This is a genomic window from Micromonospora sp. NPDC049171 (assembly GCF_040648275.1).
Taxonomy (GTDB): Bacteria; Actinomycetota; Actinomycetes; order Mycobacteriales; family Micromonosporaceae; genus Micromonospora.
Window position 1 is genome coordinate 56050 of record NZ_JBEZDJ010000006.1, and the last position, 13789, is coordinate 69838.

Here is a 13789-nt window from a genome sequence, read left to right on the forward strand (position 1 = left end):
CGCTCAGTAGTCCAGGGCCGCCCGCAGGTAGCGCAGGTCGGCGTGGCCGCCCCACCGGTGCGCCGACAGCCCGGCGGAGCGGGCGCCCCGCACGGCCCAGTCCTCGTCGTCGACGAAGAGGACCCGGGCCGGCGGGGTGGCCAGCGCGACGCAGGCCGCCTGGAAGTATTCCGGGGCGGGCTTGTGCACGCCGATCGCGGACGAGTTGACCACCACGTCCAGCTCGTCGACCAGGCCGAGCGCGGCCAGGTCGGCGTCGAGCAGGTCGGTGGCGTTGGTGCCCAGCCCGACCCGGACGCCCGCCGCGCGGACCTCCCGGACGAACGCCAGCACCTCCTGGTCGACCTCGCCCCGATAGCCCTGCCACTGCTCGACGGCGGCGCGGGCCCGTTCCGGGCTGCCCACCGATTCGGTCAGGGCGTCCGCCACGCTGCTCATCCACTCGGCGTGGCTGACCTGGCCGGTGAGCACCGGCTGGAGCCGCCCCCACTGCATGGCGATCTCACCGAGCACCCCCTCGGAGAGGCCGTACTCCCGCTCGACAACGGCGGCCACCGCCGGGTCCCACCGGCGCAGTACGCCGTCGAAGTCCAGCAGGAGCGCCGTCGCGCGTTCCCGAGCCACTACCCGTTCTCCTCGCCGCGGCCGTGCCGCCTGTCGTCCTCGTCGGCCCGGTTGAGCCGTTGGCTGATCACCTGGGTGACCCCGCTGCGCATGGTCACTCCGTAGAGGGCGTCGGCGATCTCCATCGTCCGCTTCTGGTGCGTGATGACGATCAGCTGACTCTTCTCCCGCAACTGTGCCAGCAGGGTGATCAGCCGGCCCAGGTTCACGTCGTCCAGGGCCGCCTCCACCTCGTCCATGATGTAGAACGGGCTGGGTCGGGCGCGGAAGATCGCCACCAGCATGGCCACCGCGGTCAGCGACCGCTCGCCACCGGAGAGCAGCGACAGCCGCTTGATCTTCTTGCCCGGCGGGCGGGCCTCCACCTCGACGCCGGTGGTGAGCAGGTCGTCCGGTTCGGTGAGGATCAGCCGGCCCTCGCCGCCGGGGAAGAGCACGGTGAACACCTGCTCGAACTCCCGGGCGGTGTCGGCGAAGGCGCTGGCGAAGACCTCCAGGATCCGCTCGTCCACGTCCTTGACCACGGTGAGCAGGTCCCGCCGGGTGGCCTTGAGATCTTCCAACTGCTCGGAGAGGAACTTGAAGCGCTCCTCCAGCGCGGCGAACTCCTCCAGCGCGAGCGGGTTGACCTTGCCGAGCAGCGCCAACTCGCGTTCCGCCTTGGCGGCCCGCTTCTCCTGCACCGGCCGCTCGTAGCGCACCGGCTCGGGCACCGGCAGCCCGTCGCGCTCGGCCGCCGCGACGTCGACGGGGGTCGGCGGGACGGGCTGCGCCGGGCCGTACTCGGCGACAAGCGTCTCCACGTCCAACCCGAAGTCCTCGGCGGCCTTCGCCTCCAACTGCTCGATGCGCAGCCGCTGCTCCGCGCGGGCCACCTCGTCGCGGTGCACCTGGCTGGTCAGCCGCTCCAGCTCCGCGCCGAGCCGCTTGGCCGCCCCGCGTACCTCCTGAAGCTCCGCCTCGCGCGCGGCGCGTTCCCGGGCGACCGCGTCGCGGTGCTCCTCGGCCGTCGCGATCGAGGTGGTGAGCCGGGTGAGCGCCTCCCGGGCGCCACCGGCGACGGCCCGGGCGATGCCCGCGCCCCGGGTACGCGCGGCCCGCCGGGCCGCGGCGCGTTCCCGGGCGGCCCGCTCCGCGGTGGCCTGCCGGGTCAGCGAGTCGGCCCGGCCGGCGATCGAGGAGACCCGCTCCTCGGCGGTACGCACCGCGAGCCGGACCTCCATCTCGTTCTGCCGTGCCTGCGGCACCATGGCGGCGAGCTGGTCGCGCTCCTCGGCGGACGGCTCGGCGTCGACCGGGGTCTCCTCGGCCAGTCGCAGCCGCTCCTCCAACTCGGCGAGCGTGGTGAGGTCCCGCTGTCGGGCGGCCTCGGCGCGGGCGCGGGACTCACCGAGACGGTCGGTCTCCGCCTTGGCGGACCGGGCCGCCGCGCCCAGCTCGGCCAACCGGCGGGCGGCGGCGTTGCGGTGGCTCTCCGCCTCGCGCTTCTCGGCGGCGGCGTGCTGCACGGCCTCCTTGGCGGCGGCCACCTCGGCGCGCGCCTCGACGAGTTGGTCCCGCAGCTCCGCGCCACCGCGCTCGGCGGCGAGCCGATTGCCGCGCGCCTCCTCGACGGCCGCCTGCACCTCGATGTAGCTGGCGGCCTTGGCCGACCCACCGGCCGCCGCGTACGCCCCGACCACGTCACCGTCCGGGGTGACCGCCCGCAGCTCCGGGTTGCTGGCGACCAGGTCGGCCGCGGCGGCGAGATCGTCCACGAGCGCCACGTCGCGCAGTGCCCGGTGCACCGCCGGGCGCAGCTCCTCGCCGCACTCCACCAGGTCGGGGGCCCACCTGGCCGCGTCGGGCAGCTTCGGGCGCAGCGCGTCGGCGGAGCCGGTCATGCCGGGCCCCGCCGGGCTGCCGACGAGCAGACCGGCCCGGCCGGCGTCGGAGATCTTCAACAGCCGCATCGCCTCGACGGCCTCGTCCACCCCGGTGACGGCGACCGCGTCGGCGAGACCGCCGAGCGCGGCGGCCAGCGCGGCCTCGTGGCCCGGCGCGACGGTGAGCAGCCCGGCGAGGCTGCCGAGCAGGCCCGGCACGTCGTCGGCGCGGGCGAGCAGCGCCCCGGCGCCGTCCTTGCGCCGCAGACCCAGGGCGAGCGCCTCCTCCCGGGCCTTCCAGGTGGCGGCGTCCTTCTCGGCCGTCCGCTCGGCGTCGGCGAGCGATCGCACGGTGGCCTGTGCCCGCTCCTGCACGGCGACCGCCTCGGCGTGCCGGGCGTCCAGGTCCGCGTTGTCCCGGTCGGCCTCGGTGGACTGGGCGGCCACCGCGTCCAGGTCGGCCTGCGCCTGCTCGGCGCGGCCCATCGCGTCGGCGTGCGCGACGGCGAGGCGTTCGATCTCCTCGCCGGCGCTCGTGGTCCGGGCTCGGGCCGAGTTGACCTGGCCGGTGAGCCGGGCCATCCCCTCCCGCCGGTCGGCGATGGCCTTGGCCGCGGCGACCAGCTCCCGCTCGGCACCGGCGAGCTGCCGTTCCAGCTCCTGGCGGTGCTCGACCGCCTCGGCCAGCCGGATCTGGTCGTCGGTGAGCGCCGCGCGCAGCTCCTCCTCCTGCTCGCGGACGCGTTCCGCCTCGGCCTCCAGTTGGTCCGGATCGCGGCCGGGGCGCTCGTCGTCGCCGCTGGCGCTGAGGTGCCGCAGCCGTTCCCGGGCCAACTGCTCGATCGAGCGGAAGCGTTCCTGCAGGGCGGACAGCTTGTACCAGGTGTCCTGGGCGGCGGCGAGCAGCGGAGCGTCCTGGGCGAGGGCGGCCTCCAGCTCGCCGAGCCGGCCCTGCACCTCGGCGTGCTCACCCTCGATCTGCTCACGCCGCTCCCGCAGCGCGGTCTCGTCGGCGATCTCCCGGTCCAGGGTGGTGCGCAGGGTGGCCAGGTCGTCGGCGAGCAGGCGCAGCCGGGCGTCACGCAGATTGGCCTGGATGGCGGCGGCGCGGCGGGCCACCTCGGCCTGCCGACCCAGTGGCTTGAGCTGGCGGCGCAGCTCGGCGGTGAGGTCGGTGAGGCGGTTGAGGTTGGTCTGCATCGCGTCGAGCTTGCGCAGGGCCTTTTCCTTGCGCTTGCGGTGCTTGAGGACGCCGGCCGCCTCCTCGATGAACGAGCGGCGGTCCTCCGGCTTGGCGTGCAGCATGCCGTCGAGTCGGCCCTGCCCGACGATGATGTGCATCTCCCGGCCGATGCCGGAGTCGGACAGCAGCTCCTGGATGTCGAGCAGCCGGCAGGTGTTGCCGTTGATCTCGTACTCGCTCTCGCCGGAGCGGAACATCCGGCGGGTGATGGAGACCTCGGTGTACTCGATCGGCAGCGCGCCGTCGGTGTTGTCGATGGTGAGGGTGACCTCGGCACGGCCCAGCGGCGCCCGGCCGGCGGTGCCGGCGAAGATGACGTCCTCCATCTTGCCGCCGCGCAGCGCCTTGGCGCCCTGCTCGCCGAGGACCCAGGCGATGGCGTCGACGACGTTGGACTTGCCGGAGCCGTTCGGGCCCACCACGCAGGTGATCCCGGGCTCCAGCTTCAACGTCGTGGCGGAGGCGAAGGATTTGAACCCCTTCACCGTCAGGCTCTTGAGATACACCTTCTCGATCCTCGTCCGGTGGCCGCCGTACCGTCGCCGGCTGTGGGGACCTGGGTGAACTCGCAGACTAACCCGGTGGTGGGACCGGGCCGGCACGCGACCCACCCCGGGGCCGCGTGCGCGCTGTTGTTCTGGCGGTCACGACAGGGACGAGGGCCGTTCATGATCGGCTTATCGATCGGCGCGCTATTCGGATACCGAGGGCACGGTAAGGGCGCGACCGACCACAAGATCATAAATCGTCGGCACCGAAAGGATCCGCACAGTGTTGCGCGCCGGCACACAGGTGTCGGCGCGCATTTTGCGAGAGTGCGATTCAGTTTTTCGACACGAAGATCAGGTCAGCGCTGGCTCGGCCAGACGGAGCAGATCGTCCGCCTCCGCCGCAGCCGCCGCGAGCCGATCATTGTCGGCACGCAGACGCGTGATCTCGAACTCCAGTGCCTGAACCCTGGAACGCAACCTGGTGACCTCGTCGAGCAGACGCCGGTCGGGCGCTGCACCTACGTGGCCGTAGAGGGCCTTCGCCATGCTGACTCCTTGATATGCGCTGCCGGAAAGGCCGGCCAACGCGCGCCCATTTTGCACGCGGCTGTCATTCCAGGCTGTATCTGGGCATGACCGGGCGCGGCTGGCGACACCTATATATTGAGCCGCAAACCCCTCCTTCGTCAAGTTCTCGCAGGCCGTAGATCATCTCTACGTCGACCTGTCCACTTGTCGGGGGGCTGCCGCAATGGCACGGACACTCTCTGTCCGGACCCCTTTACTGTACGCCCGGATCCACGGAATTCCGCACCCTGACGTCCGAGTTCCCCTTAACTCTTCCTTAGCCACGTTGCCGCAGGTCGCGGGCGCGCCGTAGCGTCACCCCGGCCCGCAACCGACCCGTGGAGGCATAGGCGTGTACGGCTGGACCGACCCGATGGACCCGAACGGCGCCCCCCGGCGCGCCGAGCGGCCGACCGACGAGCCGACCTGGCTGCACGACCGCCCGGAGCCCCGCTCGGCCTACCTGTTCGGTGACGAACCCGACCAGTCCGACGCCGAGTGGGACCGGGAGCAGCCGCCCACCGGCTGGCAGTCGGGCCCGCAGACCCCCACAGCACCGGCCGACGACCACACCGCCGCCTGGCCGGCCCACCGCCCGGAGCACGAGCCGACCGAGGGCTGGCACGCCAGCAGCCCCGCTTCGCCGGCCACCGGTGGGTGGGAGGCCAGCAGCCCCGCTGCGGCGGCCCCCGGGAGCTGGCAGGCCAGCGGCACCGCTTCGCCGGCCGCCGGTAGCTGGCCGGCCGGCAGTCCCGCCGGGGCGGCCGCCGGTGGCTGGCACACCGACGCCGACCCGGAGACGACCGGTGGCTGGCGGCCCGACGCCGACCCGGAGACGAGCGGCGACCGGCCCGACGGTGTCGGTCGGCCCGGCGAGGGGCGACACCGCTCCCCCCGCCGCTGGCGACGGCCGCTGATGATCGGTGGCGCGGCCGCGGCGGCCACCCTCGTGGTGAGTTTCGGCGTCGGTGCGCTCGGACTGCCCGGCGGTGACGACGGGGCCAGCCGGCCGACGGCCGTCGACGACACGTTCGCCGCGTCGGCGGCGCCGACCGAGCAGGCGACCCTCGACACCCTCGCCGCGCCGTCCCCGAGCAGCACGCCCAGCCCGACCCGGCCGAGCCCGTCGCCGAGTAAGACCGTCAAGCCCACCCCGGAGTCGTCGCGTACCACCGCCGCGTCGCGGCGTGGCGCGGCGCGCACCAGCGCGCCGAGCACGAGCAACGGCTCCAACGGTTCGAGCGGGTCCAGCGGCACGGTCAGCGCCCAGGCCCGCGAGGTGGTGGACCTGGTCAACGCCGAGCGGGCCAAGGCCGGCTGCGGGGCGCTGAGCATCAACGACAAGCTGATGACCGCCGCCCAGAAGCACAGCCAGGACCAGGCCGACCACAAGAACATGTCGCACACCGGCAGCGACGGCAGCAACGCCGGCGTCCGGCTGGACCGGGTCGGCTACGCCTGGCGCACGTACGGCGAGAACGTGGCCTGGAACCAGCAGACCCCGGCCGCGGTGATGGACGCCTGGATGAACAGCTCCGGTCACCGGGCCAACATCCTGAACTGCGCGTTCACCGAGATCGGCGTCGGCATCGCCAGCAGCAACGGGCCGTACTGGACGCAGGTCTTCGCGGCGCCGCGCTGACCGCGCGTCGTTCGCGCCCCCGCGCTCGTTTGACCCGGTGAGGTACGCCGGGCCAGAGCGTGGGGGGCGGCGTACCGGGAAGGGCGGCGACGGGGCCGTCCGGGACCCGGGAGTTGCCGATGCGGATCCGGCCGCGGCGACGCGTCGCCGTTCGCCCACTGCGCCGCGTCCTGTCGGTCGGTGTCGCGCTGGTCCTGGTGGTGCCGGCGTACGGATGTCGGACCGAGCTGACCCCACCCGGCGCGCCCACCCGGTGGCCGGCCGAGCAGGCCCGCCAGTGGCAGTGGCAGTGGCAGCTCAGCGGCCCGCTCGACCCGGCGGTGGAAGCGGACGTCTTCCTGCTCGACCCGGTGGACACCACCGCCGCGCAGACCGCCGAGCTGCGTAACCGGGACCGCCGGCTGATCTGCCAGGTGCACGTCGGCTCGGTCCGCTCCACCGACCCGGACGCCAGCCGGCTCCCGGACGCCGTGCGGGGCGGGCCCGCCCGCCGACCCGACAGCCGTTGGCTGGACGTCCGAAGCTGGGACGCGCTGAAGCCGGTGCTGGCCGACCGGTTCCGGCTGTGCCGGGGCAAGGGCTTCGGGGCGGTCGCGCTCGCCGACGCCGACGGGTACGCGTCCCGCACCGGCTTTCCGCTCGACTTCGACGACCAACTGTGGTTCAACCGCCGACTCGCCGAGCTGGCCCGCTCGCTGAGCCTCTCCCCCGGGCTGGTCAACGACGTGCCGCAACTCGCCGCGCTGGCCCCGGACTTCGACTTCGCGGTCAACGAGGAGTGTGTCCGGCTGGGCCAGTGCGCCAAACTGCTGCCGTTCGCCGACGCGGGCAAGCCGGTCTTCCACGTGGAGTACGCCGCCTCGACCGACGACTTCTGTGTCACCACCGTCGGCTACGGCTTCGCCTCGATCCGCAAGGACCGCGACCTGGACGCGTGGCGAGAAGCCTGCCCCCTCCCCTGACCGGGCTGCGCCCCGGCGGCCACGGTCGCGTCCTGGGCCACACCCCACCCGCCCTCGCCGCTTGATCGACTCGACTTTCAGGATGTCGCGGTATCGAACGGCCTGGGATACCGCGACATCCGTGAAACCGAGTTGATCAAGCGGCGAGGGCGACGGGTGGGGCGGGTGGAGCGGTTAGGGGACCGGCACCAGTTCCGGGGTGGTCGCCGGCGGATCGGCCGGCGCGGGTGCGGGGCGCGGGCGCAGGAAACGCGGGGCCCACCAGTTGGCGTCGCCGAGCATGGTCATCAACGCTGGCAGCACCACTCCCCGGATGATCGTGGCGTCCAACAGGATCGCCGCCGCCAGGCCGATGCCGAGCTGCTTCATGTCGATCGTGCTCAACGTGGCGAAGATCGAGAACACGCCGACCATCACGATCGCGGCGCTGGTCACCACGCCGGCCGAGGAGGTGATCCCGTACGACACGGCGTCCCGGTTGGGCATGCCGGCCCGGACTCCCTCCCGGATCCGACTGACCACGAAGACGTGGTAGTCCATCGAGAGGCCGAAGAGCACCACGAAGAGGAACAGCGGCAGCCAGGACACGATCGCGCCCATCGAGGTGAAGCCGAGCAGGCCCTCGGCCCACTCGCCCTGGAAGATGAGCACCAGCAGCCCGTACGCGGCACCGGCGGAGAGCAGGTTCAGCACGATCGAGCTGGCCGCGACCACCACCGACCGGAAGGTCAGCACCATGACCAGGAAGGTGAGCACCAGCACGAAGCCCATCACCAGCGGCAACTTGTCCCGGACGTGCTGGGCGTAGTCCTCGCTGTCGGCCACGCTGCCGCCGACCGCGTACTCGATGCCGGGGATGCCCCGCAGCTCGGCCGGGACGAGGTCTTCGCGCAGCTTCTCCAGCGACTGCACCGAGCGGTCGTCGCGGCTGGCGTACGGGGTGGCGACGTCGAGCACCGACACCCGCCGGTCGGCCGACACCTCGATCTTGGGGCCGTCCGCCTCGGCCGGGGCGAACAGCGCATCGCCGGAGGCCCTGCCGGCGAGGTCGGTGAGGGCGGCGCGGACCCGGTCGGCCTGCTCGGCCGGTGCCTTGACGGCCACCACGTGATTGGTGCCGGTGCTGGGGAACGCGGCGGTGAGCCGGTCGTACGCCTGCATGGCCGGGGTGGTACGCGGCAGGTCCTCCATGCCGGGGAACTTCAGCTTCATGCCGAGCGCAGGTGCGGCCAACGCGAGCAGCAGGCCGACCGAGATGACGAGCGTCACCACCGGTGCGCGCAGCGCCGGCCGGAGCACCGCCGGCCAGAGCCGGGGCTTGCGCGGCTCGCCGTGACGGTTGGTGCGCGGGGCGGTCAGCCGCCAGAGCAGCGGCACCCGGGGCCGGTCGACCCAGCGGCCGAGCCTGGCGAGCAGGGCGGGCAGCACGGTCAGCGAACCGGTCACGGCGACGGCGACCACCAGGATCGAGCCGACGGCCAGGGACGAGAAGACCACGTCGCCGGCGAGCAGCAGCCCGGCCATCGCGATGATCACGGCGACACCGGAGACCACCACGGCGTGCCCGGAGGTCTCCGCGGCGATCTCCACCGCGTCCAGGCCGGAGCGGCCCTTGGCCCGTTCCTCCCGCTCGCGGCGGATGTAGAACAGCGAGTAGTCGACCCCCACCGCCATACCGATCAGCAGGATCACCGGTGACGTGGTGTCGGTGGCCGGCACCAGGTGCGAGGCGAGCGTGGACAGGCCCATCGCGGCGGCGACCGAGGAGAGCGCCAGCAGCACCGGGACGCTGGCCGCGATCAACGCGCCGAACGCGATGATCAGGATGGCCAGGGTGACCGGCAGGCTGAGCAGCTCGGCACGCTTGAAGTCCTTGCCCAGGGTGTCGTCGAGCGCCTGGCCGATCGACGGCCCGCCGACCTGCTCGACACGCAGCTGCGGGTGCGCGCTCTGCACGGACGCGGTGACGTCGCGCAGCGGCTGCACCCGATCCGAGGCGGTCTCCGGGTCGCCGGACATGGTGATCGGCAGCAGCAGCGCCGAGCCGTCCCGGGCGGTGACCGGCTGCCCCACCTCGGCGACCCCGGTGACCGTGCGCAGCCGGGCCGCCGCGTCGTCGGCCGCCGCCTTCGCCGCTGTCTGGTCCAGCGCACCGCCCCGCGAGGTGATGAGCACATTGTCCACGGCCGGATCGTCGAAGTCACCGGCGTCCACGATCAGGCTGGCCCGCCCCGCCTCGCCGATCGCCTGGTCGGCGCTGGTGGCCTCGTTGAGCCCGGCGGCGCTGCCGCCGACGAAGCACACCGCCACGAACACGACCCACAGTGCGATCGCCCGCCACGGGTGCTCGGCGCTCCACCGCGCCAGCCGCACCGTCACCGGTCTTCTCCCCATCTCGGGTCCCCCTGTCACGTCAACCCCCTGTCAACGGTGCTGACGTTAGGTGCGTGACGAGGCGGTCACATCGGGGAACGGCCCCGGTTCGCCCCGGAACCGGTACACCGGGGGCGCCGGGCCCGCCGGACGGGCATCAACCCGCGATTCGGGCGTACGCCGGGGTGCAGCCCGGAGCGTCCGGCCGCGACCCGCCGGTGCCGACCCGGACTCGACTCCGGGTCATCCCCGAAGGGAACCCCGGGGCCGTGGCTGACAGCGCGGGCAACTGTACGAGGATCGGTTCATGAACGCCTCGCGGCGGATCGGCGTTCCACACCGCCGGCAGGGCTCGCCCTCGCGACCGTAGGCGTTCAGTGCCCGGTCGAAGTAGCCGCTCTCGCCGTTGACGTTGACGTAGAGGGCGTCGAAGCTGGTGCCGCCCTGCCGGATCGCCTCGGCGAGCACGTCGCGGACGTGGCCGAGCAGGCGCTGCGCGGCGGGGCCGGTCAGCGCGTCGGTGGGGCGGCCGCCGTGCAGCCCGGCGCGCCACAGCGCCTCGTCGGCGTAGATGTTGCCCACCCCGGAGATCAGGGTCTGGTCGAGCAGGGCCCGCTTCACCTCGGTGTGCCGGCGGCGCAGCGCGGCGACGAACCCCGCGTCGGAGAACTCCGGGTCCATCGGGTCGCGGGCGATGTGCGCGATCTCGTCGGGCAGGTCGGCGCCGCCCTCGCTGACCGCGAGCCCGCCGAACGTGCGCTGGTCGACGAAGCGCAGCTCCGGGCCGTCGTCGGCGAACCGGAACCGGACCCGCAGGTGGGCCTCGTCCGCGGTGCCGGATGGCTGGAGCAGCAGCTGACCGGACATCCCGAGGTGCCCGATGATCGCGTCGCCGCTGTCCAGCGGCAACCACAGGTACTTGCCGCGACGGCGCGCGTCCAGCACGGTCCGTCCGGCGAGGACGTCGGCGAAGTGCACGCCACCAGGGACGTGCCGGCGTACGGCGCGCGGGTGGCGGACCTCGACGGAGGCGATCCGACGGCCGATGACCCACTGGGCCAGCCCCTGCCGGACGGTCTCCACCTCGGGCAGCTCAGGCACGTCGTGACCCCGTCTCGTGGCCGTCGGCACCCCCGGCCGGCAGTGCCTGCGCGAGGTGGTCGGCCTGCTCGGCCTCGGCCGCCCGCCCGGCGCGCTCCAGCGGCCCGAACGGCTCGTCCCGGTCGGTCGAGCCGTCCGGGTCGATCAGCTGCCCCCGGCCGTCGTCGCCGGCCTGCCCGTCGGCGCTGGCCCGCCCGTCGGCGCTGGCTCCGCCGTCGGCGCTGGCTCCGCCGTCGGCGCTGGCCCGCCCGGCCTGCCCGTCGGCGCCGGCCTGGCCGTTCTGCTCGGCGAGCGTCCGCCAGGCGGCCTCGGCGGCCCGCTGCTCGGCCTCCTTCTTGCTGCGCCCCTCGGCGCCGCCGTACCGGTTGCCGGCCACCACCACCCAGGCGGTGAACGTCTTGAGGTGATCGGGGCCGGTGCCCTCGATCCGATATTCCGGGACGCCGAGCCCGAGCGCCGCCGTCAGCTCCTGCAGGCTGGTCTTCCAGTCCAGTGCGGCGCCCCGACCGGCCGACTCGGCCATCAACGGGTCGAAGAGCCGGTGGATGACGATCGCGGTGGTGTCCAGCCCGTACTGGAGGTAGATCGCGCCGAGCAGCGCTTCGAGCGTGTCGGCGAGGATGCTCGCCTTGTCCCGGCCGCCGGTGGTCTCCTCGCCCTTACCGAGCAGCAGGTACGCGCCGAGGCCGTCCGGGCCCAGGCCACGGGCCACGTCGGCGAGCGCCCGCATGTTGACCACGCTGGCCCGCAGCTTGGCCAACTGCCCCTCCGGCAGGTCCGGATGGTTGTGGAAGAGCGCGGCGGTGATCACCACGCCGAGCACCGAGTCACCGAGGAACTCCAGCCGCTCGTTGGTGGGCAGCCCCCCGTTCTCGTACGCGTACGAGCGGTGGGTCAACGCACGCTGTAGCAGCTCGGGCTCCAGGCTCACGCCGAACGCGGCTTCCAGATGACCGACGGACGCCCGCCGCCGCTTGTCGTTGCTCATGATGTGCGTACCTCGGTGTCGGTGGAGCGGTCGGTGCGGTCCATCGCGGCGTCGCCGTCGAGCAACGCCGAGACCAGATCGGTGGCGCGCCGCCGCCACAGGTGGGCGGCGAGAGCTATGCCCGAGGCGACGTCGTCGGCGCGAGCGGAACCGTGGCAGACGACCACCGTCCCCGCGACGCCCAGCAGGGCGGCCGCGCGGGGCGCGCCGCCCTCCGCGGGTGGCCCACCAGCCATCGCGTACGCGCCCTCGATGGCCTTGAGCAGCACGTTACCGGTGAAGCCGTCGGTGACAACCACATCGACGCGCGAACCGAGGGTCACGTCGTACCCCTCGACCAGGCCGACGTAGCGCGCCCCACCGGGCAGTGGCTCGACGGCGAGCAACGGGTCGGTGGCCCGGCGGACCCGGTCGCCCTTGCCGGCCTCGGTGCCGACCGAGAGCAGCCCGACCCGCGGCGCGGTGATCGAGTGCGCCACCGCGGCGTACGCGGCGCCGAGTACGGCGTGCCGGGCGAGGGTGGCCGGGCGGGGCTCCAGCGAGCCGCCGACGTCGAGGAGGACGACCGGCCCGGCAACGGTGGGCAGGGTGGCGGCGAGCGCGGGTTGGCGGATCTCCGGCCAGCGGCCGAGGCCGAGCACGGCCGCGGTGACGGTGGCACCGGTGGCACCGGCGGAGACCAGGGCGTCGGCGGTCCCGTCACGTACGGCGGTCACCGCGGCCCGGACCGTACTCTCCGCACGGGCGGCACTGGGATGGTCGGCCATGCCGACGACATCGCGGACCGGCCGCACCGTGATCCGCGCGCGTTGCGGCGGATCGAGGGCAGCGATCAGCTCGTCGGCGACCTCGGCCGGGCCGACGAGAAGCAGGTGCAGGTCAGGATCGGCGCGCATGGCCCGCAGAGCGCCGTCAACCACGACGGCGGGAGCGTCGTCCCCGCCGAGGAGGTCAACGGCGATCCGCGCGGTGCCCGGCTCCATCGGAACGCCGGCCGGAGTGGGCCGGCCGGCGTCGGAGGAAGCCGGGGCACCGGGCGAATGCCAGGGTGCGCGCGCCGCCCGACCTGGGGTCGGGGGCGTCACTCGGCGTCCAGGTCAGACCTCGAGAACCTGGCGGCCGTTGTAGGTGCCGCAGACGGAGCAGGCGGCGTGCGGCAGCTTCGGGGACTTGCACTGCGGGCACGCGATGGTCGCGACCACCGTCGCCTTCCAGTTCGCCCGGCGGGACCGGGTGTTGCTGCGCGACATCTTGCGCTTCGGGACGGCCACGGTTCTTACTCCTCTGTAACGGTCAGTTGCGACAGGCCCGCCCAACGCGGGTCGATCTGCTGGTGACTGTGGTCGGCCGGCAGATCGTCCCAGTGCGCCCCGCATTCGGGGCACAACCCTGGGCAGTCCTCCCGGCAGAGCGGGTTGGTCGGCAGCGTGAGCACCAACGCGTCCCGCAGCGCCGGCTCCAGGTCGATCAGATCGCCCTGCATCCGGCCCACCTCGTCCTCGTCGGTCGTGGCGTCCGTGGTGCTGTCCTCGTACGCGTACAGCTCCTGGATCGTCACGCCCATCGAGTCGTTGATCTCGCGCAGGCAACGGCCGCACTCGCCCCGGACGGGACCGGTGATGGTCCCGGAGACGAGCACGCCCTCGGACACCGACTGCAACCTCAGATCGAGGTCGAGGTCCGCGCCCTCCGGCACGCCGATCAACTCCACACCGAGGTCCGCCGGTGCCGGCACGACCCGCTGGACCTCACGCAACGCGCCAGGGCGGCGCGGCAGGTCCCTCGTGTCGAGGACCAGCGGCGACCTGGGGTTGAGTGTCGATGGCGAGTGCTTGGGCATAGTCAGACTCCGGCCGGTGAGAGGCCGACAAAAAAGGTTACCTGGGCGACCGCCGGACCGTCGAACCGGGGGCGACACCCGGGCGAGAATGTC

At 73.3% G+C, this 13789-nt stretch carries 10 protein-coding genes and 1 pseudogene; 2 read left to right on the plus strand and 9 right to left on the minus strand.

What is annotated here, in order from left to right; genetic code table 11:
* Window positions 1–3: 3 nt before the first annotated feature.
* The 3 genes from AB0B14_RS09610 to AB0B14_RS09620 all read right to left on the minus strand — a co-directional run bounded on the left by AB0B14_RS09610 (window position 4) and on the right by AB0B14_RS09620 (window position 4769).
* Window positions 4–624: an HAD-IA family hydrolase gene (locus AB0B14_RS09610; protein WP_357077797.1), complete on the minus strand. Its 621-nt coding sequence runs from the start codon at window positions 622–624 to the stop codon at window positions 4–6.
* Window positions 624–4238: a chromosome segregation protein SMC gene (gene smc / locus AB0B14_RS09615; protein WP_357077794.1), complete on the minus strand. Its 3615-nt coding sequence runs from the start codon at window positions 4236–4238 to the stop codon at window positions 624–626. Before smc ends, AB0B14_RS09610 begins: the two co-directional genes overlap by 1 nt.
* A gap of 336 nt (window positions 4239–4574) precedes the next feature.
* Window positions 4575–4769, minus strand: a complete 195-nt coding sequence (locus AB0B14_RS09620; protein WP_030487463.1) for a hypothetical protein — start codon at window positions 4767–4769, stop codon at window positions 4575–4577.
* Between the two features lie 373 nt (window positions 4770–5142).
* Between AB0B14_RS09620 and AB0B14_RS09625 the strand changes: the two genes are divergently transcribed.
* Together AB0B14_RS09625 and AB0B14_RS09630 are read left to right on the plus strand one after the other, a co-directional pair.
* Window positions 5143–6432, plus strand: a complete 1290-nt coding sequence (locus tag AB0B14_RS09625) for a CAP domain-containing protein (RefSeq protein WP_357522157.1) — start codon at window positions 5143–5145, stop codon at window positions 6430–6432.
* Window positions 6433–6551: 119 nt separating this feature from the next.
* Window positions 6552–7394: an endo alpha-1,4 polygalactosaminidase gene (locus AB0B14_RS09630; RefSeq protein ID WP_357522159.1), complete on the plus strand. Its 843-nt coding sequence runs from the start codon at window positions 6552–6554 to the stop codon at window positions 7392–7394.
* 174 nt (window positions 7395–7568) lie between these two features.
* Here the strand turns inward: AB0B14_RS09630 and AB0B14_RS09635 are convergent, their stop codons facing one another.
* The 6 genes and pseudogenes from AB0B14_RS09635 to AB0B14_RS09660 form a co-directional block, all read right to left on the minus strand.
* Complete coding sequence (locus tag AB0B14_RS09635; protein ID WP_357077785.1) at window positions 7569–9788, minus strand: MMPL family transporter; 2220 nt, start codon at window positions 9786–9788, stop codon at window positions 7569–7571.
* A 222-nt stretch (window positions 9789–10010) separates the two neighbouring features.
* Complete coding sequence (gene mutM / locus AB0B14_RS09640; protein ID WP_357077782.1) at window positions 10011–10868, minus strand: bifunctional DNA-formamidopyrimidine glycosylase/DNA-(apurinic or apyrimidinic site) lyase; 858 nt, start codon at window positions 10866–10868, stop codon at window positions 10011–10013.
* A gap of 280 nt (window positions 10869–11148) precedes the next feature.
* A pseudogene (rnc, locus tag AB0B14_RS09645) lies at window positions 11149–11856 on the minus strand (ribonuclease III); the annotation flags it as partial.
* Entirely contained in the window at window positions 11853–12839 is a 987-nt protein-coding gene (locus AB0B14_RS09650) for a phosphate acyltransferase PlsX (RefSeq protein WP_357077779.1), read from the minus strand. The pseudogene rnc and the gene AB0B14_RS09650, both read right to left, overlap by 4 nt.
* Before the next feature lie 114 nt (window positions 12840–12953).
* Window positions 12954–13127: a 50S ribosomal protein L32 gene (gene rpmF, locus AB0B14_RS09655; protein ID WP_252416735.1), complete on the minus strand. Its 174-nt coding sequence runs from the start codon at window positions 13125–13127 to the stop codon at window positions 12954–12956.
* Window positions 13128–13132: 5 nt separating this feature from the next.
* A complete protein-coding gene (locus AB0B14_RS09660) occupies window positions 13133–13696 on the minus strand; it encodes a YceD family protein (RefSeq protein WP_110562455.1) in 564 nt (187 codons plus the stop codon).
* Window positions 13697–13789 lie beyond the last annotated feature (93 nt).

Bases quoted from the DNA above. Each gene is read 5' to 3' on its own strand.
- AB0B14_RS09635 (WP_357077785.1), bottom strand. From the start codon at position 9,788: ATGGGGAGAAGACCGGTGACGGTGCGGCTGGCGCGGTGGAGCGCCGAG.
- AB0B14_RS09630 (WP_357522159.1), top strand. From the start codon at position 6,552: ATGCGGATCCGGCCGCGGCGACGCGTCGCCGTTCGCCCACTGCGCCGC.
- AB0B14_RS09620 (WP_030487463.1), bottom strand. From the start codon at position 4,769: ATGGCGAAGGCCCTCTACGGCCACGTAGGTGCAGCGCCCGACCGGCGT.
- AB0B14_RS09650 (WP_357077779.1), bottom strand. From the start codon at position 12,839: ATGGAGCCGGGCACCGCGCGGATCGCCGTTGACCTCCTCGGCGGGGAC.
- AB0B14_RS09660 (WP_110562455.1), bottom strand. From the start codon at position 13,696: ATGCCCAAGCACTCGCCATCGACACTCAACCCCAGGTCGCCGCTGGTC.